The following is a 21,555-nucleotide window of genomic DNA, read 5'->3' on the forward strand; positions in this document are numbered from 1 at the left end:
CCGAAAGGGGCGCGGGGCTGTGCCTGTGGCTACAGAACCGGCAGGTTCTTCCGCAGCTCGAACGCGGTGACCTCCGAGCGGTACTCCTCCCACTCCTGCCGCTTGTTGCGGAGGAAGAAGTCGAAGACGTGCTCGCCCAGCGTCTCGGCGACCAGGTCGCTGCGCTCCATCAGGGTGAGCGCCTCGCCCAGGTTCTGCGGCAGGGGCTCGATGCCCATCGCGCGGCGCTCGGCGTCGGAGAGGGCCCAGACGTCGTCCTCGGCGCCGGGCGGGAGCTCGTAGCCCTCCTCGACGCCCTTGAGGCCGGCGGCCAGGAGCATCGCGTACGCCAGGTACGGGTTGGCGCCGGAGTCGATCGAGCGGACCTCGATGCGGGCCGAGCCGGTCTTGCCGGGCTTGTACATCGGGACGCGGACCAGGGCGGAGCGGTTGTTGTGGCCCCAGCAGATGTACGAGGGGGCCTCGCCGCCGGCGCCCGCCGTGCGCTCGGAGCCGCCCCAGATGCGCTTGTAGGAGTTCACCCACTGGTTGGTGACGGCGGCGATCTCCGCCGCGTGCTTCAGCAGGCCCGCGATGAAGGAGCGGCCGACCTTGGAGAGCTGGTACTCCGCGCCCGACTCGTAGAAGGCGTTCCGGTCGCCCTCGAAGAGCGAGAGGTGCGTGTGCATGCCCGAGCCCGGGTGCTCGGAGAACGGCTTCGGCATGAAGGTCGCCTGGACGCCCTGCTCCAGCGCCACCTGCTTCATGACCAGGCGGAACGTCATGATGTTGTCGGCCGTGGACAGTGCGTCCGCGTACCTCAGATCAATTTCCTGCTGACCCGGCGCGCCCTCGTGGTGGGAGAACTCGACCGAGATGCCCATCGACTCCAGCATGGTGATCGCCTGGCGGCGGAAGTCCATGCCGATGTTCTGGGGGGTGTGGTCGAAGTAGCCGGAGTTGTCGGCGGGCGTCGGGCGCGAGCCGTCCAGCGGGCGGTCCTTCAGCAGGAAGAACTCGATCTCCGGGTGGGTGTAGAAGGTGAAGCCCAGGTCGGACGTCCGGGCCAGGGCCCGCTTCAGCACATACCTCGGGTCCGCGAAGGACGGGGAGCCGTCCGGCATGAGGATGTCGCAGAACATCCGGGCGGTGCCGGGGGCCTCCGCGCGCCACGGCAGGACCTGGAAGGTCGACGGGTCCGGCTTGGCGATCATGTCGGACTCGTATACACGGGCGAAGCCCTCGATCGCCGAGCCGTCGAAGCCGATGCCCTCGTCGAACGCCTGCTCCAGCTCGGCCGGGGCCACGGCCACGGACTTGAGGAAGCCCAGCACGTCCGTGAACCACAGCCGGACGAACCGGATGTCACGCTCCTCCAACGTCCGGAGCACGAACTCCTGCTGCTTGTCCATCTTCCGCTTCCCCATCCTTGCTGGTCAGGCCGCCTGTCTCCCTGTCCCGCAGGAGGCGGTCGGGCACCTGAGCATCACACCACAACAGCATTTCATGCGCGTTGCGCACCTTGATCGCCCGGCCGACCTCGGCGTGAACGCCTGGCGTAGGGCAGATGTACTGCTCTGCCGACCATCTTGCCTGCTCGGACCGACATCCGTAATGCCGGGCGCCCCGCAACATCGCGCGGCGGGGTTCCGCCGGTACCCGATCTTCGGCCATTCCTGTGCCCGCCCTACGAGAGACCACGCCTCCCCCACTACGATCGGCGAACCCGACCGGCACTCTTTCCCCCCTAGAAGGACACACCTCATGGGCACCGCCAACAAGAGCAGCAACGCGACACGTAAGGCGCGCATAGAGGAGATGCGGCGCGCCGAGCAGGCCCGTGAGCGCCGCAACCGGATCCTCACCATCGCCGCGAGCGTGGTCGTCGTGGCCGGTCTCGTCGCCGGTGGGGTCGTCCTCGTGCGGTCGCAGTCGGACGACGACAGCAGCACGGCGGCCGACTCCAAGAACACGGGACGCTTCGTCACGGGCAAGGACGGCGTGAAGACCTGGTCGACGAAGCTCAGCCAGACCCACGTCACCAAGACCGTGAAGTACCCGGTGGAGCCCCCGGTGGGCGGTGACCACGACAAGGTCTGGATGAACTGCAACGGCGACGTCTACACCAAGGCGATCAACAACATGAACGCCGTGCACTCGCTGGAGCACGGCGCCGTGTGGGTGACGTACACCAGCAAGGCGTCGAAGGCGGACGTCGCCGCGCTGGCGGAGAAGGTGAAGAAGACGCCGTACACGCTGATGAGCCCGGACGACAAGCAGGCGGATCCGATCATGCTCACGGCGTGGGGCAACCAGCGCACGGTGACGGGCGCGGACGACCCGAACGTCGACAAGTTCTTCGAGAAGTTCGTGCAGGGCGAGCAGACGCCCGAGCCGGGCGCGGCGTGCACGGGTGGTCTGTCGCAGTGAGGTTCGCCGGAGTCGCCGTGGCCGTGGCGGGCGTACTCGTCGCGGGCGGCGCGATCACCTATGCCGTCGCCGAGGACGGCGGCTCCCAGGGCGCCCCTTCCGCCGACTCCGCGGACGCCGGCTTCGCGCGCGACATGGCGGTGCACCACCAGCAGGCGGTCGAGATGTCGTACATCGTGCGCGACCGTACGGACGACGTGGAGGTGCGGCGCCTCGCGTACGACATCGCGCAGACGCAGGCGAACCAGCGCGGGATGCTGATCGGCTGGCTGGACCTGTGGGGGCTGCCGAAGGTGTCGGCCGATCCGCCGATGACGTGGATGGACATGGGTGACGCGCCCTCGGCCGGGGACGGGTCGCTGATGCCGGGGATGGCGACCGACAACGAGATGAAGAAGCTGGAGAAGCTGAACGGCAAACAGGCCGAGATCTTCTATCTGCAGCTGATGACGGACCATCACAAGGGCGGCATCCACATGGCCGAGGGCTGTGTCGATAAATGCACAGTCGGCGTGGAGAAACGGCTCGCGCAAGGCATGGTCGACGCGCAGCAGTCGGAGATCTCCCTGATGACGGGCATGTTGAAGGAGCGGGGCGCGAAACCGCGTTCATAGAGGGTTAACCCTCGTCCGACGCCCGTAGCGGGTTATCCCTGAAATGACCTTCATAGCGGGTTAACCCTCAAATGGCCTTGTCATTAGGTTAATTGAGCTCTTCTTGGCATGCGCATTCCCCTGGCATGAACGGTTCATCGCAAGAGTGACCACCGTCGAGTGATCCACTCGTCCACGAACCGCACAGGGGGTTCCATGAGATCCAACCGCGCCAAGGTGCGCGCCGGGGTGAGCATGGCGGCGACACTGCCGATGCTCGCGGGCGCGCTGGCGCTCGGCATACCCGCGGCGCACGCCGCGGACAACCCGGGCCGGGACACACTCGCGGGCACCAAGCCGGCATGGGCCACGACCAAGGCCGACAAGGGCGCCACGTCCGACAGCTCCCAGGTCTCCGCCCGGGTCTACCTCGCCGGTCAGGACGCGGCCGGTCTCGCCGCGTACGCGAAGGCCGTGTCCGACCCGGCCTCGGCGTCGTACGGCAAGTACCTGAGCGCCGCGCAGACGCAGGCCCGCTTCGGCGCTACGGCCGCCCAGGTGACCGCGGTGAAGTCCTGGCTGACGTCCGCCGGCCTGAAGGTCACGGACGTCACGCAGCACTATGTCGCCGTCAGCGGTGACGTGGCCGCCGCCGAGAAGGCGTTCGGCACCCAGCTGCACAACTACACCAAGGGGTCGAAGACCTACCGCGCGCCCGCCAGGGCGGCCTCCGCGCCGGACAGCCTCAACGGCGCCGTCCTGACCGTGACCGGCCTGGACAACGCGCCGCACAAGGCGAGCTCCAAGGAGCAGCTGCCGCCGCCGGACGCCGTGTTCAAGAACGCCGGGCCGTTCTCCTCGTACTACGGCTCGAACGTCGCGAGCACGCTGCCGGACGCCTATGGCGGCAAGATCCCGTACGCCGTGCAGGGCTACACGGGCAAGCAGCTGCGCGCCGCCTACGGTGCGGGCAGCTACACGGGCAAGGGGGTCCGCGTCGCCATCACCGACGCGTACGCCTCCCCGACCATCGCCTACGACGCGGCCACCTACGCGAAGAAGCACGGCGACGCGGCCTACACCAGCGGCCAGCTGCGCCAGGTCCTGCCCAAGAAGTACACGCACACCGCCGCCGACGAGTGCAACGCGGCCGGCTGGTACGGCGAGGAGACCCTCGACGTCGAGGCCGTGCACGCGGTCGCGCCGGCCGCGAGCATCACGTACGTGGGCGCCTCGTCCTGCATGGACGACGACCTGCTCGACTCGCTCGGCAAGATCGTCGACAACCACCTGGCCGACCTCGTCTCCAACTCCTGGGGCGACATCGAGGCCAACCAGACGCCGGACCTCGCGGCCGCCTACGACCAGGTCTTCCAGCTGGGCGCGGTCGAGGGCATCGGCTTCTACTTCTCCTCCGGCGACAACGGCGACGAGGTCGCCAACACCGGGACGAAGCAGGTCGACACCCCGGCCAACTCGGCGTGGGTGACGGCGGTCGGCGGCACCTCGCTGGCCGTCGGCAAGGGCGACACGTACCTGTGGGAGACCGGCTGGGGCACCGACAAGGCCGTGCTGTCCGACGACGGCAAGAGCTGGACCGACTTCCCCGGCGCGTTCACCTCGGGTGCGGGCGGCGGCACCAGTGCGACGGTCGCCGAGCCCTTCTACCAGAAGGGTGTCGTCCCGAACGCGCTCGCCACGGCCAACAGCGCCGCCGGCAACCGCGTCGTCCCGGACATCTCCGCGATCGCCGACCCGAACACCGGTTTCAAGGTCGGCCAGACGCAGACCTTCCCGGACGGGTCGCAGCAGTACAGCGAGTACCGCATCGGCGGCACCTCGCTGGCCTCTCCGGTGATCGCGGCCGTCCAGGCCCTGGCCCAGGAGGCGCGCGGCGGCAAGGCGATCGGCTTCGCCAACCCGTCGATCTACGCCAGGTACGGCTCGAAGGCCTACCACGACGTCACGGACAACCCGACGGGCTCCGGCCTGGGGGTCGCCCGCGTCGACTTCACCAACGGCTATGACGCGTCGGAGGGTCTGATCACCTCCGTCCGCTCCCTCGGCAAGGACAGCTCGCTGTCCGCGGTGAAGGGCTACGACGACGTCACCGGCGTGGGTACGCCCGCGGGCGGCTACGTCGAGTCGTACCGCCGTCGCTGAGTCCCGCTCGGCAGGTGTGCGCCCGCTCTCCCTTCGGGAGGGCGGGCGCGCTCGTATACCCGGCGGGGGTAGGGTGCCGGGCATGACCGGATCGAGGAGAGCGACGTACGGGCGGCTGCTGCTGTTCGCCGTGCTGCTCCTCGGGGTCGTGACGATGCACACGCTGGGGCATCCTTCGGAGCACGGTTCTGGGGCTCATTCGTCAGTCGCGATGCCTGAGTCGGTCGTGATGCACGAGTCGGTCGTGATGCACGAGTCGGTCGTGATGCCTGAGGGGCATGCGCCGGCGGCGAGTTCCGAGCGGCCTCCGATGGACGGCATGGACCCGTCGTCCATGTGCCTGGCGGTGCTGGGCGCCTTCACGCTCGTACTCCTGCTCTCGACGGCGCTCGGTGGCACGCGGCCGGGGCACCTCCGCCCGCCCTCTCTCACGCGCCTGCTCCGGGCCCTGTGGCCCAACCCTCCCCCTCCCAGACGCCTCCTGTCCCGTCTGTCGGTGCTGCGCATCTAGGCCTGCGCACCGGCTGTTTCGGTATGCCCTCCGCCGAGTGGGAACCTCCGCGCCGCGAGCGGTGTACCAGAAGCAGCAGATGCGTCCAGGCCTTTCACCAGCAACTCACGACGAGGTGTCCGTAAGTCATGCGTACTCCCACGCGCCGCTCCGTACTCGGCGCATCGATCGCCGTCACAGGGACGGGAATCCTGGCCGCCTGCTCCGGCTCGGGCGGCCACTCGGGCCACAGCGGCTCCACGGCAAGCACACCCCAGGGCTACGTCGATCCGGTGGGCGCGGAGGTCGCCGCCGCCGAGAAGAAGCGCACCGCCGACGGCGCGGTCCGCGAGGTCCGGCTCACCGCCGCCGCGAGCTCGCTCGACCTCGGCGAACGCACCGTCAGGTCCTGGGCGTACGGCGGTGAGCTGCCCGGCAAGGAGGTCCGCGTCACCGCCGGCGACACCCTCGCCCTCACCCTCGCCAACCACCTCCCCGACGCCACCTCCCTGCACTGGCACGGCCTCGCCCTGCGCAACGACATGGACGGCGTCCCCGGCCTCACCCAGCCCCCCGTCAAGCCCGGCGCCGAGTTCACCTACCGCTTCAAGGTGCCGCAGGCGGGCACGTACTGGTTCCACCCGCACTCGGGCGTGCAACAGGACCGCGGGCTGTACGCACCGCTGATCGTCGAGGACCCCAAGGAGCCCCTCTCGTACGACAGTGAGTGGGTGGTCGTGCTCGACGACTGGGTCGACGGAGTGGACGGGTCGACGCCGGACGCGGTGCTGAAGGAGTTGAGCGGCGGCATGGGCGGCGGTGGCGGCCACGAGGGCCACGACATGTCGGGGATGTCGATGTCCGAGGACGCCTCCCCCTCCGGCCCCTCCCGCATGCTGATGGGCGCCGAGAGCGAGCTGCTGGGCGGGGACGCCGGCGATGTCGCGTATCCGTACTACCTGGTCAACGGGCGTACGGCGAAGGCCCCTTCGGTCTTCCGCGCCCGTCCCGGGGACCGGATCCGGATCCGGTTGATCAACGCCGGTGGGGACACGGCCTTCCGGGTCGCCCTCGGCGGGCACGAGATGACGGTGACGCACACGGACGGCTTCCCGGTGCGGCACGCGAAGACGGACGCGCTGCTGCTGGGCATGGGCGAGCGGTACGACGTCCTGGTGACGGCCGGGGACGGCGTCTTCCCGCTGACCGCACTCGCCGAGGGCAAGAAGGCGTCGGCGATGGCACTGCTGCGCACCGGCGGGGGTACCGCACCCGCCGCGTCCGTGCGCCCGAAGGAACTGGACGGAAAGCTCCTGACGGCGGACAAGCTGAGGGCGGCGGAGTCCGTGACACTCCCGTCGAAGGAACCGGACCGGACGATCCGGATCCGGCTGACCGGCGGTATGGCCAAGTACAACTGGGCGTTCGACAAGAAGCCGTACACCGCCCGGCAGCGGCACCCGGTGCGGGCCGGTGAGCGGGTCCGGCTCGAGTTCTCCAACTCGACGACCATGTGGCACCCCCTCCACCTCCACGGCCACACCTTCGGCCTGGCCAACGTGCTGGGAGGCCCGCGCAAGGACACGGCGATCGTGCTGCCCAACGGCACGCTCACGGTCGACTTCGACGCCGACAATCCAGGGCTGTGGATGATCCACTGCCACAACGTCTATCACTCGGAGGCAGGAATGATGACGGTGCTGGGTTACCGGAGCTGAGGGCGCAGGGTGCGGGGCGTGGGGTGCCCCGCACCCCGCACCACCCATCGCGTCGCTCTGACGATTACACTGAGCCCGTGCCTGACTTGAACTTCTGGTCGATCTATCAGCACGGCTTCGCACGCGTCGCCGCATGTACGGGTCACACCGTCATCGCGGACCCGCATGCCAACGCCGAAGCTGTCCTGCGCCACGCGCGCCGATGCGCCGAGGAGGGTGTCGCCGTCGCCGTCTTCCCGGAGATGGGGCTGTGCGGCTACTCGATCGAGGACCTGCTGCTGCAGGACGCGTTGCTCGATCAGGTCGAGGAGGCGCTCCAGGAGGTGGTGGCCGGGTCGGCGGACCTGCTGCCGCTCCTGGTCGTCGGTGCCCCGCTGCGCCACCGCAACCGGATCTACAACTGCGCGGTGATCGTGCACCGCGGCCGCGTCCTCGGTGCCGTGCCCAAGTCGTATCCCCCGAACTACCGGGAGTTCTACGAGCGTCGGCAGATCGCCGACGGCGCCGACGAGCGCGGCGGGTCGATCCGCGTCGGCGGGGAGGCCGTGCCGTTCGGCGTGGATCTGCTGTTCGCGGCCCAGGACGTCCCCGGGCTCGTGCTGCACGCCGAGATCTGCGAGGACATGTGGGTGCCGGTGCCGCCCAGCGCCGAGGCGGCCCTCGCCGGTGCGACCCTCCTCGTCAATCTCTCCGGCAGCCCGATCACGGTCGGGCGGGCCGAGGACCGCAAGCTGCTGTGCCGCTCGGCGTCCACCCGCTGCCTCGCCGCGTACGTCTACGCGGCGGCCGGCCTCGGCGAGTCGACCACCGACCTGTCCTGGGACGGCCAGGCCATGGTCTTCGAGAACGGCACACTGCTGGCCGAGACCGAGCGGTTCCCGCTCGGCGACGAGTACGCGATCGCCGACGTGGACCTCGACCTGCTGCGGCAGGAGCGGCAGCGGATGGGCACGTTCGACGACAACCGCCGTACGCACCGCGGGCGGACCGACGACTTCCGGACGGTCGGGTTCGAGCTCGATCCGCCGCTCACCGACCTGGGGCTGCGCCGGCGCCTGGAGCGCTTCCCGTTCGTGCCGGCCGACGCCGAGCGTCTCGCCCTGGACTGCTACGAGGCGTACAACATCCAGGTCGAGGGCCTCCAGCAGCGACTGGCGGCGATCGGCGGCCCGAAGGTGGTCATCGGGGTGTCCGGCGGCCTCGACTCCACGCACGCGCTGATCGTCGCCGCCCGCGCGATGGACCGCGCGGGCCGACCGCGCAGCGACATCCTGGCCTGGACGCTGCCCGGCTTCGCCACCAGCGACCACACCAAGGACAACGCCCACGCGCTGATGCGTGCGATCGGCGTCACCGCGGCCGAGCTGGACATCACGCCGACCGCGCGGCTGATGCTGAAGGAGATGGGCCACCCGTTCGCGTCCGGCGAGCCTGTGTACGACGTCACCTTCGAGAACGTGCAGGCGGGCCTGCGCACCGACTACCTGTTCCGGCTCGCCAACCAGCGCGGCGGCATCGTGCTCGGCACCGGTGACCTGTCGGAGCTGGCGCTCGGCTGGTCCACGTACGGCGTGGGCGACCAGATGAGCCACTACAACGTCAACTCCGGTGTGCCGAAGACGCTGATCCAGCACCTGATCCGGTGGGTCATCAGCAGCGGCCAGTTCGACGAGGAGACCGGCAAGATCCTCGCCGCGATCCTCGACACGGAGATCAGCCCGGAGCTGGTGCCGGGCGAGGAGATGCAGTCCACCGAGTCCAAGATCGGGCCGTACGCGCTGCACGACTTCACGCTGTTCCATGTGCTGCGGTACGGGTTCCGGCCGTCGAAGATCGCGTTCCTGGCGTGGCATGCGTGGCACGACGTGGAGGGCGGCGCCTGGCCGCCGGGGTTCCCCGAGGCCAAGCGGGTGGCGTACGAGCTGCCGGAGATCCGGCGCTGGCTGGAGGTCTTCTGCCGTCGGTTCTTCGCGTTCGCGCAGTTCAAGCGGTCGGCGATGCCGAACGGGCCGAAGGTGTCGGCCGGGGGTTCACTCTCGCCGCGCGGTGACTGGCGGGCGCCGTCCGACAGCTCGGCGACCGCGTGGCTGCGGGATCTTGCCCGCTTCGACATGTAGCTGCGGGTGAGTGGGGGTGCGCGTCCCTGCGGGCTGCCGCCCCCAGACCCCCGATGTCGGCCTGAACGGCCTCGTCCTCAAACGCCGGACGGGCTGAAATACACCGGCCGGCGAAAACTCAGCCCCTCCGGCAAATCCAGCCCCTCCGGCGTTTGAGGAGCGGGGTCTGGGGCGGAGCCCCAGAAGGATGGGACGGGTAGGGGCGGCGGGGGCGAAAACATCACGCGCCGGACGGGCTTGAATTACCTGGACCGGCATCGACAAGTCACCGCGTGACGGATCCCCACCACCCGAGATCCCCACCCCCCGAGATCCCCCTCACCCGCACCTCAGGACCGCACCGCCTCCGCATGCTCCGGCAGGTGCGCCGCGACCAGACGCTCCCGCCCGGCCGGTACGACGACTCGCCGCCGGTCGACCATGGCCGCGACCCCCGCGACGCCCAGCCCCAGCACCGCGAGCACCGCGCCCGCAACCGCCGGAGACGTAACCCCGAACCCCGCGGCCAGCGCCAGCCCACCGATCCACGCGCCCCCGGCATTCGCCAGGTTGAACGCGGCCTGGTTGGCCGAGGAGGCCAGGGACGGGCCCGCCGAAGCCTTCTCCATCACCATCATCTGCAGCGGCGACCCGGTCACGAACGCGGCCATACCCAGCAGCACCACGGCGACCGCCGCGCTCCACTCCGCGCGCATCAGCAGCGGGAACAGCGCCAGGACCGCGACCAGAGACGCCAGCCCCCCGAACAGCGTCCCCCGCAGCGAGTGGTCCGCCAGCCGGCCGCCCGCCAGGTTGCCCACCGTCGCACCGACCCCGAACAGCGCCAGCAGCAACGTCACGCTGCCGTCGGCGTACCCGGCGGCGTCCGTGAGCATCGGTGTGATGTAGCTGTACGCGGAGAACAGGGCACCGAAGCCCGCGACCGTCGTGCCGAGTGCCAGCCAGACGGGAAGGGAGCGAAGCGCCGCCAGCTCCCCGCGCAGGCCCACGGCCGGCGCGTGCGCGTGGTCGTGCGGGATCAGCAGCGCCAACGACGCTATCGCCGCCAGCCCGATCGCGCTGACGCCGAGGAACGTCGCCCGCCAGCCCAGGTGCTGCCCCATGAGCGTGGCGACGGGTACGCCCGCGATGTTGGCGACGGTCAGCCCCAGGAACATCAGGGAGACGGACCGAGCCTTGCGCTCCGGCGCCACCATCGTCGTAGCGACAACGGCTCCCACGCCGAAGAACGCACCGTGCGGCAGGCCGCTGACGAAGCGGGCCGCGAGCAGCCAGTGGTAGTCGGGGGCGAAGGCGGACAGCGCGTTGCCCGCGATGAAGAGTGCCATCAGGCCGATGAGGACCGTCCGGCGGGACATGCGCGCGGTGACCGCGGCGAGCAGCGGGGCGCCGATCACCACGCCCAGCGCGTACGCGGAGACGAGGTGACCGGCCTCGGGGATCGAGATGTGCAGGTCAGCCGCAACATCGGGCAGCAGCCCCATCATCACGAATTCGGTTGTGCCGATACCAAAAGCGCCGACGGCCAGAGCGAGCAGGGCCAGGGGCATGAAGGGGCCGAGCCTTTCAGGGGAGAGCGGAGTTCCGTAACCAAGCTTAAGTTCAGTTACGGAACAAAGACTCCCAGCCCCAGGATTCCCAGGGGTTACGACGAGGTGGCGAGGTTCACACGGGCAGCCACCGGCAGATGGTCGCTCCCGGTCTCGGGCAGCGTCCAGGAGCTCACCGGCTCGATGCCCTGGACCATGATCTGGTCGATCCGCGCCATCGGGAACGAGGCCGGCCAGCTGAAGCCGAAGCCGCTGCCCGCCGCGCCCTGGGTGGAGCGCATCTGGGCGGTGACGGCGTTGAGCGCGCGGTCGTTCATGGTGCCGTTCAGGTCGCCGAGCAGGATCTTCCTGGGGAGCTTCTCGTCGGCGATGGCCTCACCGAGCGCGTTGGCGCTCTTGTCGCGCTGGCGGGCGGTGAACCCGGCCTCCAGCTTCACCCGCACGGACGGCAGGTGGGCGACGTACACCGCGACCTGCCCGGCCGGGGTGGTCACCGTGGCGCGCATGGCCCGGGTCCAGCCCAGCTTGATGTCGACGGACTTGACGCCGGTCATGGGGTACTTGCTCCACAGCCCGACCGTGCCCTCGACCGAGTGGTACTTGTACGTCGACGCCAGCGCCTTCTCGTACACGGGAACCGCCGAGGCGGTGAGCTCCTCCAGGGCCACCACGTCCGCGCCGGAGGCGGCCACGTCCTTGGCGGTGCCGGAGGGGTCGGCGTTGTCGGCGTTGACGTTGTGCGTGGCCACCGTGAGGTCGCCGCCGCTGGAGGCCTTGTCGGAGATGAGGCCGCCGAAGAGGTTCAGCCACACGATCGCCGGGAGCAGCACCGCGATCAACGCGGTCGCGGACCTGCGCACCAGCGCCAGCACGAGCAGCACCGGGACGAGGAGGCCCAGCCAGGGCAGGAAGGTCTCCGTGAGGCTGCCGAGGTTGCCGATCCGGTTCGGGATCCGCGCGTGCAGCAGCATCACCAGCGCGAGGATCACGGCGACCGCGGCGAGGAAGATGCCGCGCCGCCAGATCCGCGGGTCGCCTCTCCACCCGGCGACGAGGCGGTTCATCAGGCGCCGGAACCGGGCTCCCCGGCGCTCGGGCCCCGAGCCTCCGTTGTCCGTCTCCGTCATGTACGCCTGCTGCGCCATACCGTCGCCTCACTACCTGCCGTGCACACCGTTCACCCGTGTCCGAGGACCCGTCCTACGACCCTAGGGGATGATCGGCCCCGATCTCGTCGTCCCATGACGACCGTACGGGGGCGATGACGTACAAGTCGGCGCGGCGGGTTCCGGGCGCGGCCGGAGAAAGCGCCCTCTGTGACGAAACACGCACAGTCGAGCCGGACGTACGCACAGTCGCGCTAGGGCGAAGGCGAGCTGACGGGTCGTAGGCCTGCGAGGACCGCGTCGACGAGCTGCTCCGACAGGCCCTCGGGCAGGTCGGCGTCCGGGTTCATGACGGTACGGAAGAGCATGGGGCCGACGAACATGTCGTTCAGCAGCTCGATGTCGATGTCCGTGCGCAGTTCGCCGTTCTCCTGGCCGCGGCGCAGGATGTCGATCTGGAGCCGGCGCCGCGGCGCGATGACGGTCGTGTGGTACGCCGCCCAGACCTTCGGGCTGCTCTTCATCTGGGCGAAGACGTTGTGCAGGAGCGCGGAGGAACGGGTCACCAGGCCGCGCCTGCGCAGCTGTTCGAGGAGTGCCACGAGGTCGTCGCGCATGGACGTGCCGGGGAGTTCGGGGTCCGGCGGCTCGGCCTGGCGCACGACGTCGACGAAGAGCGCCTCCTTGCCGTTCCAGCGGCGGTAGATGGTGGCCTTGCCGACGCCGGCGGTGCGGGCGATGCGCTCGATGGACAACTCGGCGAGCGGCACGCCCTCCTCCAGGAGCTTCACCACCCCCTCGACGATGGCGCGCTCCACGGCCTCGCTGCGGGGGCGGCCCCGCGCGGGGCCCTCCTGCCGGGGCTCGCTGTCGGCGAGGCTGTTCACGTCGTTCCGTCCCTTCCGTGGCCTGAGGCTTGTGGCCTGAGGTGATTCTCCCCCGGGTACGGCGGCTACTCGGCCGCCACCAACTCCTGCTCCTCCTTGCCCTGCTGAGGGGCCGACACCTTCCCCGGCAGGAACAGCGCGACGACGACCGCCCCGATCACCGCGACACCCGCTCCGCACAGCGCGGTGACGTGCATCGCGTGCAGGAAGGCGTCGTTGGCCGGGCCGATGAGCGCCCTGCCTTCGGGGCCCAGCTTCGCGGCGACGCCGAGGGTCGCCTCGATGGACTCGCCCGCGGTGTGCCTGAGGCCCACGGGCAGCAGGCCGAGCTTGTCCTCGATGCCGGTGCGGTACGCCGCGGACAGCACCGATCCCAGTACGGCGATGCCGAGCGCCCCGCCGACCTGGCGGAAGGTGTTGCTGAGGGCGGAGGCGGAACCGGCCTTCTCACGCGGCAGGGCCTGCATGATGACGACGCTGACCGGCGTCATGATGTGCGCCATGCCGGTGCCCATGAGGAAGAAGACGACCTCCAGGACCCAGATCGGCGTGTCCGCCTCGAACCCGGCGAACGCGGCCAGCATCGCGGCGATGAGCAGCATGCCCGCGGTGGTCGTGGCCCGGTTCCCGAAGCGGTCGACGAGCAGCCGGGCCCGCGGCGCGAAGATCATCTGGGCGGCGGCCAGCGGCAGCATCAACAGGCCGGTCTGCAGTGGCGAGTAGCCGCGCACGCTCTGGGTGTAGAAGACCGAGAAGAAGGTCACGCCCATCAGCGCGAAGAAGACCAGCGCGATGGCGGCGATCGCGGCCGAGAAGACCTTGCTCTTGAAGTACGTGACGTCGACGGACGGATGGTCGCTGCGCTTCTCGAACACCACGAACGCGACGAGTACGGCGAGACCGGCGCCGATGGTCGCGAGGACCTGCGGGTCGGTGAAGTCGGCGAGCTGGCCGCCCTTGATGATGCCGTAGACGAGCAGGACGAGGCCGACGACGGACAGTACGACGCCGACGGGGTCGATCCGGCCCGGGTTCGGGTCACGGGAGTCGGGCACCAGCCACAGCATCAGCGCGAGGGCGATCAGCACGATCGGCACGTTGATGAGGAAGACAGAGCCCCACCAGAAGTGGTCGAGCAGGACGCCGCCGGTGATGGGCCCGATGGCGATGGCGAGGCCGACGCCGCCCGCCCAGATGCCGATGGCCTTGGGCTGCTCCTCGCGCTCGAAGACGTTCATGAGGACGGCGAGGGTGGCCGGCATCACGAAGGCGGCGCCGAGGCCCATCACCGCGCGGAAGGTGATCAGCTCGCCGGGCGAGCCCGAGGAGGCGGCCAGCGCGGAGCCGATGCCGAACACGACGAGGCCGCCGAGCAGGACCCGCTTGCGGCCGAGCCGGTCGCCGAGCAGGCCGGCGGTGAACAGGAGGCCCGCGAAGACCAGGGTGTAGGCGTTGATCGCCCATTCCAGCTCGCTCTGGGTGGCGCCCAGGCCCGTCGGGGCGGGGGTCGAGATCGTCTTGATCGCGACGTTCAGGATCGAGTTGTCGAGCACCACGATCAGCAGGCTCAGCATCAGTACGCCGAGGATCGCCCAGCGGCGCCGGTGCACCGCCTCCGGTATGCGGGATTCAGGGACTGCGGTAGTCATACGGTCGAGCCTAAGCCTATTTCGATACGGCACCGTCTCGTATCGTAAATCTTTTACCCGCCTCTTACGTGCCGCTCCTCCGTGCCGTGTCGATCACAGGGGGCTCCCCTAGCCCTCTCTGGCACGAGGTGCCACCATGGAGGTGATCCGGGGACGCCGTAAGGGTGCCTCGAGATGACTGAAGGAGCCGTTGCAATGACGCAGCTTTCGGCTGCCCAGACCGGTCAGCACGGTCAGAACACCACCTCCGACGGCAGCAAGGCGCTGTACGGAGGCAAGGGCACACGCCGTATCACCGTCCGCGACATCGCCCTCGCCAAGGAGCGGGGCGAGAAGTGGCCCATGCTCACGGCCTACGACTCGATGACCGCGTCCGTCTTCGACGAGTCCGGGATCCCCGTGATGCTCGTCGGCGACTCGGCGGGCAACTGCCACCTCGGGTACGAGACCACCGTGCCCGTCACCCTCGACGAGATGACGATGCTGTCGGCGGCCGTGGTGCGTGGCACGTCCCGCGCCCTGATCGTCGCCGACCTGCCCTTCGGGTCCTACCAGGAGGGGCCGGTGCAGGCGCTGCGCTCGGCGACCCGGCTGGTGAAGGAGGCCGGGGTCGGGGCGGTGAAGCTGGAGGGCGGCGAGCGTTCGCACGATCAGATCCGGCTGCTGGTGGAGTCCGGGATCCCGGTCATGGCGCACATCGGGCTGACCCCGCAGTCCGTCAACGCGATGGGCTATCGCGTGCAGGGGCGGGGCGAGGAAGCCGCCCAGCAGCTGCTGCGGGACGCGAAGGCCGTGCAGGACGCGGGGGCGTTCGCGGTGGTGCTGGAGCTGGTTCCGGCGGAGCTGGCGGCGGAGGTGACGCGTGTCCTCCACATCCCGACGGTCGGCATCGGCGCCGGAGCGGAGACGGATGCGCAGGTGCTGGTATGGACCGACATGCTCGGTCTTACCGGCGGGCGGGTCCCCAAGTTCGTGAAGCAGTACGCGAATCTGCGTGAGGTGATGGGGAGCGCGGCGAAGGCGTTCGCGGAGGATGTCGTCGGCGGGACGTTCCCGCTCGAGGAGCACTCCGTCCACTAGAGCCACAGTGGCACCAAGGCGGCCCGCCGATCTTCCCCCGTCGGCGGGCTGCTGCCATTTTTTCTCGCCCCCGCCGCCCCTACCCGTCCCATCCTGGGGGCTGCCGCCCCCAGACCCCCGCTTCGGCCTGAACGGCCTCGTCCTCAAACGCCGGACAGGCTAAAAATTCAGCCCCTCCGGCGTTTGAGGAGCGGGGGTCCAGGGGGCAGAGCCCCCTGGGGATGGGACGGGTAGGGGCGGCGGGGGCGAGGAACGCATGTCGGGGGTCTGTCGGTGGGTGTCGGCGGGCTGTCGGTGGTTTGTCGGTGGCCCCTGACACCGTCATCGGCATGACGCGAATCGACAACAACCCCAACGGCGGGAGCATCGCCGTATCCGTGCGGGGGCTGGTCAAGCACTACGGCGAGACCAAGGCGCTGGACGGCGTCGACCTGGACGTGCGTGAGGGCACCGTGATGGGTGTGCTCGGGCCGAACGGGGCCGGCAAGACCACCCTCGTACGGATACTGTCCACCCTCCTCGTCCCCGACGCCGGGCAGGCGACCGTCGCCGGCTACGACGTCGTACGGCAGCCGCGGCAGCTCAGGCGGGTCATCGGGCTCACCGGGCAGTACGCCTCCGTCGACGAGAAGCTCCCCGGCTGGGAGAACCTCTACATGATCGGGCGGCTGCTCGACCTGCCCCGCAAGGACGCCCGCGCAAGGGCCGACGAACTGCTGGAGCGGTTCTCGCTCACCGACGCGGCCAAGCGCCCGGCGAGCACGTACTCCGGCGGTATGCGGCGCCGGCTCGACCTCGCCGCGTCGATGATCGGGCACCCCGCTGTCCTCTTCCTGGACGAGCCCACCACCGGCCTGGACCCCCGCACCCGCAACGAGGTGTGGGACGAGGTCAAGCGGATGGTCGGGGAGGGGGTCACCGTCCTGCTCACCACGCAGTACATGGAGGAGGCCGAGCAGCTCGCCTCCGAGCTGACCGTCGTGGACCGCGGCCAGGTCATCGCGAACGGCGCCATCGAGGAGCTGAAGGCGAAGGTCGGCGGCCGCGCCCTGCGGGTCCGCCCGGCCGACCCCATGCAGCTGCGGCCGCTCGCCGCCGCGCTCGACGAGCTGGGCATCACCGGGCTCGCCACCACGACGGTGGACGCCGCCCGGGGCGACGTACTCGTGCCGATCCTCAGCGACGAACAGCTGACCGCCGTGGTCAACGCGGTCACCGCGCGCGGCATCACGCTCTCCTCCATCACCACCGAACTGCCCAGCCTGGACGAGGTGTTCCTGTCGCTCACCGGCCACCGTGCCAGTGCCCCGCAGGACGCCACGCCCGCCGACACCCGCGAGGAGGTCGCCGTATGAGCGCCGCCACTGCCACCGTCACCGCCGACGCCCGCATCCCGCTGCGCGGTCATCTGCGCCACACCGGTGCCCTCGTCCGCCGCAACCTGCTGTGGATCCGGCAGGACCCGGAGTCGATGTTCGACGCCATCCTCTTTCCGGTCATCTTCACCCTGCTGTTCGTGTACGTCTTCGGCGGCTCCATCGGGCAGTCGCTCGGCGGCGGACAGGAGGCGTACGTGCAGTACGTCGTGCCGGGCCTGATGGCCATGATGGGCATGAACATGGCTCAGGGCGTCGGCACCGGCTTCAACACGGACTTCAACTCCGGTGTCATGGACCGCTTCCGGTCCCTGCCGATCGGCCGCGGCTCGGTGCTGTTCGCGAAGATCGCGGTCGAGGTGCTGCGGATGCTGTTCGCGACCGTGATCCTGATGATCGTCGGTGTCCTCGTGGGCTTCGACATCACCAACTGGGCCGGTCTGCTTGCCTCCGTGGGGCTGTCCGCGGTGTTCGGCTCGGCGCTGATGTGGGTGTTCCTCACGCTCGGCGTGATCATGAAGAGCGCGCAGTCCGTGCAGGCGATGGGCTTCCTGGTGCTGATGCCGCTGCAGTTCGGCTCGTCGATCTTCGCGCCGACCCAGTCGATGCCGGGCTGGTTGCAGGCGTTCACCGACTACAACCCGCTCTCCGCGCTCGCGGACTCGGCCCGCGGCCTGATGGTGGGCGGCCCGGTGGCACACGACCTGTGGCTGACCCTCGGCTGGTCGGCGGCGATCACGGCGGTGATGGCGCCGGTCGCCATCCACAAGTTCCGCACCAAGAACTGACCCCGGCCGGCCTACGACACGTCGGTCCGCGTCAGACCAGGGCGGCGGCCTCCTCCACGGAGAGGCCGCCGCCTTCCGTGTACGCGGCCTCGTACGCCTCGTCGCCGAGTACCGCGCGCAGGGCCCGCTTGGCCCTGGTGTACATCTCGCGCTCGACGGTCGTCGCGACATGGCCGGGCGGCAGCTGCGCGTCCCCGGCGCCGACGCACCGGGCGCCGTCGCGGGCGCGGCTGCCGCCGTCGAGGGCGGCGAGGGCGACCGCGGCGATGTGCAGGTACATGGTGCGCATGTGGGGGGCGATGGCCTGGGACAGCGGGTCCTGGGCCTTCTCCAGTGCCCGGCGGGCCTTGTCCAGGCACTCCTCGTGGCGGCCGTCGACCGCCTCCAGCCAGGCCTCCGAGCCGAGGATGAAGGCGTCGAAGATGACGAAGTGGGAGATGGCGAACTGCTCGCGCAGCAGCCGGAGTTGCTCGCGCGCCTCGAGGATGCGGCCGGTCAGACCGAGCCGGGCGGCGAGGAACATCCGGGCGGCGGGCATCGCCTCGTTGCTGCCCCCACCGTCCTGCCGGTCGATCACCCCGCGCAGCAGGAGTTCGCCGCGCTCCGCCTCTCCGGTCTCCAGCAGGGCGCTGCCCAGACGGGCGCTCAGCACCGCCACCTGGGCACGGGCGCCGAGCCGTTCGGCCCGCTCGATCGCCGCCTCGTAGTCGGCGACGGCCGCCTCCCACTCGCCCTTGCGTTCGTCGGCCTCGGCGCGTGCGGCGAGGGCGTCGGCGGTGCCCCACAGGTCCTCGAGGCGCTCGTAGATCTCCAGCGACTCCTCGGCGTCGCGGGTGGCGTCGCCCGCCCAGTCGCTGCGGTTGGCGAGGATGTTGGCGCGCATCTGGAGGGAGGCGGCGAGCTCCCACTCGTAGCCGGGCGTGCTGCGGCAGGTGTCCACGGTGGCGTCGATGACGGTGCGCAGCCGCTCCATGTTCCCGGTGAGCATGACGGCGAAGAACCACAGGTAGCCGGGGCTGCGGCAGGTCTGCGGCATGCCGGGCTCATAGGTCTCGGTGATGGCGCGCAGTTTCGCCTGCGCCTGCGGGGTCTGCCAGGCGTCCAACTCGGTGTCCATGGAGGCGAGATGGACGAGGTGGAGGTCGCGCCGGGCCTCTTCGAGGAGCTCGCCGGTCCACGGGGGCGGGCCGTCCGTGCAGCGTTCCCACACCGGTTCGGCGCGGCGGACGGGCTCAGCGAAGGGGTCAGGGCCGAGGGCCATGACCTCGCGGGACCAGTTGCGGGACTCGATGCGCAGGTCACGCATCTGCCAGTACCGGGCCAGCGACAGGATCAGACACAGCCCTTCCTGCTCGTCACGCTCGGCGACGGCCCGGCGCAGGGCGGTGCGGAGGTTCTCGTACTCGCGCTCCAGCAGTTCGATGGCGGCGAGCTGGCCGGGGCCGCGCAGCAACGGGTCGGTGGCGCGGGCGAGTTCGCGGTAGTACGTCAGATGCGCGCGCTCGGTCTCCGTACGCCGCCCCGCCTCGTCGAGCCGCTCGCCCGCGTACTCGGCGACGGTTTCGAGGAGCCGGTAGCGCATCGCGCCGTCGCCCGAAGGGGCCGCCACCACAAGGGACTTGTCGACCAGCGAGCCGAGCGCGTCCAGGACGGCCGGCCCGCACACGGCCTCGGCGGCGGCGAGGTCACAGCCGCCGGCGAAGACGGACAGGCGTGGCAGCACGTCCCGTTCGCCTTCGTCCAACAGCTCCCAGGACCAGTCGACGACGGCTCTCAGCGTCTGCTGACGCGGCAGAACGGTACGGCTGCCGGAGGTGAGCAGCCGGAAGCGGTCGTCGAGCCGGTCGGCGATCTGACGTGGCGTCAACATCCGTAGCCGGGCGGCCGCGAGCTCGATGGCGAGCGGCAGACCGTCGAGCCGCCGGCAGATCTCGGCACAGGCCTCGGGGTCGTCCTCGACCCGGAAGCCGGGACGGGCAGCGGCACCGCGGTCGGCGAGCAGCCGCAGGGCGACCGGCTCGGGCAGCGGCTCCACCGGTCGCAGCAACTCCCCCGGTACGCCCAGGGGTTCACGGCTGGTGGCCAGCACCGTCAGCCCCGGGCAGCGCTCCAGCAGCTCCTCGACGAGCCGGGCGGCCGCGTCCACGACATGCTCGCAGTTGTCGAGGACGATCAGCATCCGCCGCCTGCCGCAGTGCTCGGCGAGCCGCTCGACGGGATCGTCGTGCCGCTCGGTCCCGGCCCGCAGCGCCTCCGCCCCGGCGCCGTACAGCACGGTCTCGCGCGCTCCGACGGCGGTCAGCACGGCCTCCGGTACAGCCTCGGGGTCGTCGACGGGCGCGAGCTCGGCCAGCCACACCCCGCCCCGGACCGCGTCCCGCACGGTCTCCGCGGCCTCCTGCGACAACCGCGTCTTCCCGGCCCCACCAGGCCCGAGCAGCGTCACGAGCCGGGCCGCGGCGAGGTCGCCCCGGATGGTCTCGATGTCGGCCTCGCGTCCGACGAAGGAGGTGAGACGGGCGCGGAGGTTGCCCGGCGGGGTGGGGAGGGGGTCGGCGGCGGGAGTGGGGGCGGCGGATCCGAGGGCCGCGTCGGCGGGGACGCCCGTCCCGTCACCTGAGGGGCCGCGATCGCTCGCCGACCCGGGCGGCGGGGCGGACTCGCCCGTGCCGGGGACTGCAGTGCCCGCCCCGGAGGCGCCGGGCGTCCCGGCGGTCCGGGAGTCCGAGTCCTGCCGCCACCCGCCCGCGCCGACGCCGGGCCGCGGGTCGAGGCCGCCGGGCCGTGCGGCCTCCTGTGCCCCGCTCCTCCCCCACTGCCGCTGCCACTGCCCGTCCGCAGCCCCGCCGCCGCCCCGTCCGGCCGCACCCGGCGTCTGCGGATGGAGCAACTCCCCGTGCAGCGCCCTCAGTTCCGGCCCCGGGTCCGCCCCGAGCTGCTCCGCCAGCAGCTGTCGTACGTCCTCGTAGGCGGCCAGGGCCTCCGCCGTGCGGCCCGCGTCGCGCAGGGCGCGCAGGCGCAGGGTCTGGAGGGACTCGTCCAGGGGGTGGCTGTCGCACAGGGCGGTCAGTTCGGGCAGGGACTGCTCGGCGTGGCCGAGGGCGAGGGCGGCGGTGTGGCGGGCCCGCAGCGCGTCGAGGCGCCTGGTCTCCCAGCGGGCCGCCTCGGCGGTGCGGTCGGGGAGGTCGGCGAGGGCGGGCCCGCGCCACAGGGCAAGGGCGTCGTCGAGGACGCCGGCCGCCTTGGCCGGGTCGCCGTCGGCCAGGGCGCGCGTGCCGTCGCCGGCCAGCCGCTCGAAACGGTGCAGATCGATGTCGTCCGGCGCGGCGGTCAGCCGGTAGCCGCCGTCCACCGAGGCGACCGCGTCCGCGCCGAGCGCCCGGCGCAGCCGGCCCACCAGCGCCTGCAGCGCACCCGTCGCGTCGGCGGGCGGATCCGCGTCCCACACCTCGTCCACCAGGACGCTCGCCGGAACGGTGCGGCCGGGGCGCAGGGCGAGAACGGTCAGCAGGGCACGCAGCCGCGCGCCGCCGACCGGGACGGACGTACCGTCGGGACGGAGTACCTGGGTGGTGCCGAGGATGCGATAGCGCACGGGGTCCATTGTCTCTGGTGGCGTAGGGGCCGGT

General features: G+C 70.7%; 15 protein-coding genes. 9 read left to right on the plus strand and 6 right to left on the minus strand.

From position 1 onward, the window contains the following. Window positions 1–29 precede the first annotated feature (29 nt). Window positions 30–1,391 (minus strand): type I glutamate--ammonia ligase, encoded by a 1,362-nt coding sequence (gene glnA, locus IG08_RS0116105; protein WP_030601850.1) that lies wholly within the window; start codon window positions 1,389–1,391, stop codon window positions 30–32. Between the two features lie 352 nt (window positions 1,392–1,743). Between glnA and IG08_RS0116110 the strand changes: the two genes are divergently transcribed. From IG08_RS0116110 to IG08_RS0116135, 6 genes are all read left to right on the plus strand, one after another. Further along, window positions 1,744–2,409 (plus strand): DUF3105 domain-containing protein, encoded by a 666-nt coding sequence (locus tag IG08_RS0116110; RefSeq protein WP_030601852.1) that lies wholly within the window; start codon window positions 1,744–1,746, stop codon window positions 2,407–2,409. Further along, window positions 2,406–3,023: a DUF305 domain-containing protein gene (locus tag IG08_RS0116115; RefSeq protein ID WP_030601855.1), complete on the plus strand. Its 618-nt coding sequence runs from the start codon at window positions 2,406–2,408 to the stop codon at window positions 3,021–3,023. Before IG08_RS0116110 ends, IG08_RS0116115 begins: the two co-directional genes overlap by 4 nt. A 195-nt stretch (window positions 3,024–3,218) precedes the next feature. Then, window positions 3,219–5,165 (plus strand): S53 family peptidase, encoded by a 1,947-nt coding sequence (locus IG08_RS0116120; protein WP_030601858.1) that lies wholly within the window; start codon window positions 3,219–3,221, stop codon window positions 5,163–5,165. 82 nt (window positions 5,166–5,247) lie between these two features. Then, window positions 5,248–5,676, plus strand: a complete 429-nt coding sequence (locus tag IG08_RS0116125) for a DUF6153 family protein (protein WP_030601861.1) — start codon at window positions 5,248–5,250, stop codon at window positions 5,674–5,676. Between the two features lie 128 nt (window positions 5,677–5,804). Then, window positions 5,805–7,373: a multicopper oxidase family protein gene (locus tag IG08_RS0116130; protein ID WP_030601864.1), complete on the plus strand. Its 1,569-nt coding sequence runs from the start codon at window positions 5,805–5,807 to the stop codon at window positions 7,371–7,373. 86 nt (window positions 7,374–7,459) lie between these two features. Then, window positions 7,460–9,490: an NAD(+) synthase gene (locus IG08_RS0116135; RefSeq protein ID WP_030601867.1), complete on the plus strand. Its 2,031-nt coding sequence runs from the start codon at window positions 7,460–7,462 to the stop codon at window positions 9,488–9,490. A 329-nt stretch (window positions 9,491–9,819) separates the two neighbouring features. Here IG08_RS0116135 and IG08_RS0116140 read toward each other — a convergent pair whose 3' ends face one another. The 4 genes from IG08_RS0116140 to IG08_RS0116155 all read right to left on the minus strand — a co-directional run bounded on the left by IG08_RS0116140 (window position 9,820) and on the right by IG08_RS0116155 (window position 14,682). Next, on the minus strand, window positions 9,820–11,040 hold the full coding sequence (locus IG08_RS0116140; RefSeq protein WP_030601868.1) for an MFS transporter: 1,221 nt from the start codon (window positions 11,038–11,040) through the stop codon (window positions 9,820–9,822). 95 nt (window positions 11,041–11,135) lie between these two features. Next, the gene (locus tag IG08_RS0116145; RefSeq protein WP_390898645.1) at window positions 11,136–12,104 is read right to left on the minus strand and encodes an endonuclease/exonuclease/phosphatase family protein; all 969 of its coding nucleotides are present in this window, start codon (window positions 12,102–12,104) and stop codon (window positions 11,136–11,138) included. A 296-nt stretch (window positions 12,105–12,400) separates the two neighbouring features. Continuing rightward, window positions 12,401–13,033 carry a TetR/AcrR family transcriptional regulator gene (locus IG08_RS0116150; RefSeq protein ID WP_030601874.1) on the minus strand — a complete coding sequence of 211 codons (633 nt, stop codon included), beginning with the start codon at window positions 13,031–13,033 and terminating at the stop codon, window positions 12,401–12,403. A 65-nt stretch (window positions 13,034–13,098) separates the two neighbouring features. Then, a complete protein-coding gene (locus tag IG08_RS0116155) occupies window positions 13,099–14,682 on the minus strand; it encodes an MFS transporter (protein WP_052424716.1) in 1,584 nt (527 codons plus the stop codon). Between the two features lie 195 nt (window positions 14,683–14,877). Here IG08_RS0116155 and panB point away from each other — a divergent pair, with 195 nt between their 5' ends. The 3 genes from panB to IG08_RS0116170 all read left to right on the plus strand — a co-directional run bounded on the left by panB (window position 14,878) and on the right by IG08_RS0116170 (window position 17,926). Next, window positions 14,878–15,762 (plus strand): 3-methyl-2-oxobutanoate hydroxymethyltransferase, encoded by an 885-nt coding sequence (gene panB / locus IG08_RS0116160; RefSeq protein WP_030601879.1) that lies wholly within the window; start codon window positions 14,878–14,880, stop codon window positions 15,760–15,762. A 329-nt stretch (window positions 15,763–16,091) separates the two neighbouring features. Further along, window positions 16,092–17,117: an ATP-binding cassette domain-containing protein gene (locus IG08_RS0116165; RefSeq protein WP_030601882.1), complete on the plus strand. Its 1,026-nt coding sequence runs from the start codon at window positions 16,092–16,094 to the stop codon at window positions 17,115–17,117. After that, window positions 17,114–17,926, plus strand: a complete 813-nt coding sequence (locus IG08_RS0116170; protein WP_030601886.1) for an ABC transporter permease — start codon at window positions 17,114–17,116, stop codon at window positions 17,924–17,926. The genes IG08_RS0116165 and IG08_RS0116170 overlap by 4 nt, the downstream gene beginning before the upstream one ends. Before the next feature lie 31 nt (window positions 17,927–17,957). On the opposite strand, the gene IG08_RS0116175 is transcribed toward IG08_RS0116170, so the two are convergent. Further along, on the minus strand, window positions 17,958–21,530 hold the full coding sequence (locus IG08_RS0116175; RefSeq protein ID WP_030601890.1) for an AfsR/SARP family transcriptional regulator: 3,573 nt from the start codon (window positions 21,528–21,530) through the stop codon (window positions 17,958–17,960). Window positions 21,531–21,555 lie beyond the last annotated feature (25 nt).

The organism is Streptomyces fulvoviolaceus (assembly GCF_000718165.1).
Taxonomy (GTDB): Bacteria; Actinomycetota; Actinomycetes; order Streptomycetales; family Streptomycetaceae; genus Streptomyces; species Streptomyces fulvoviolaceus.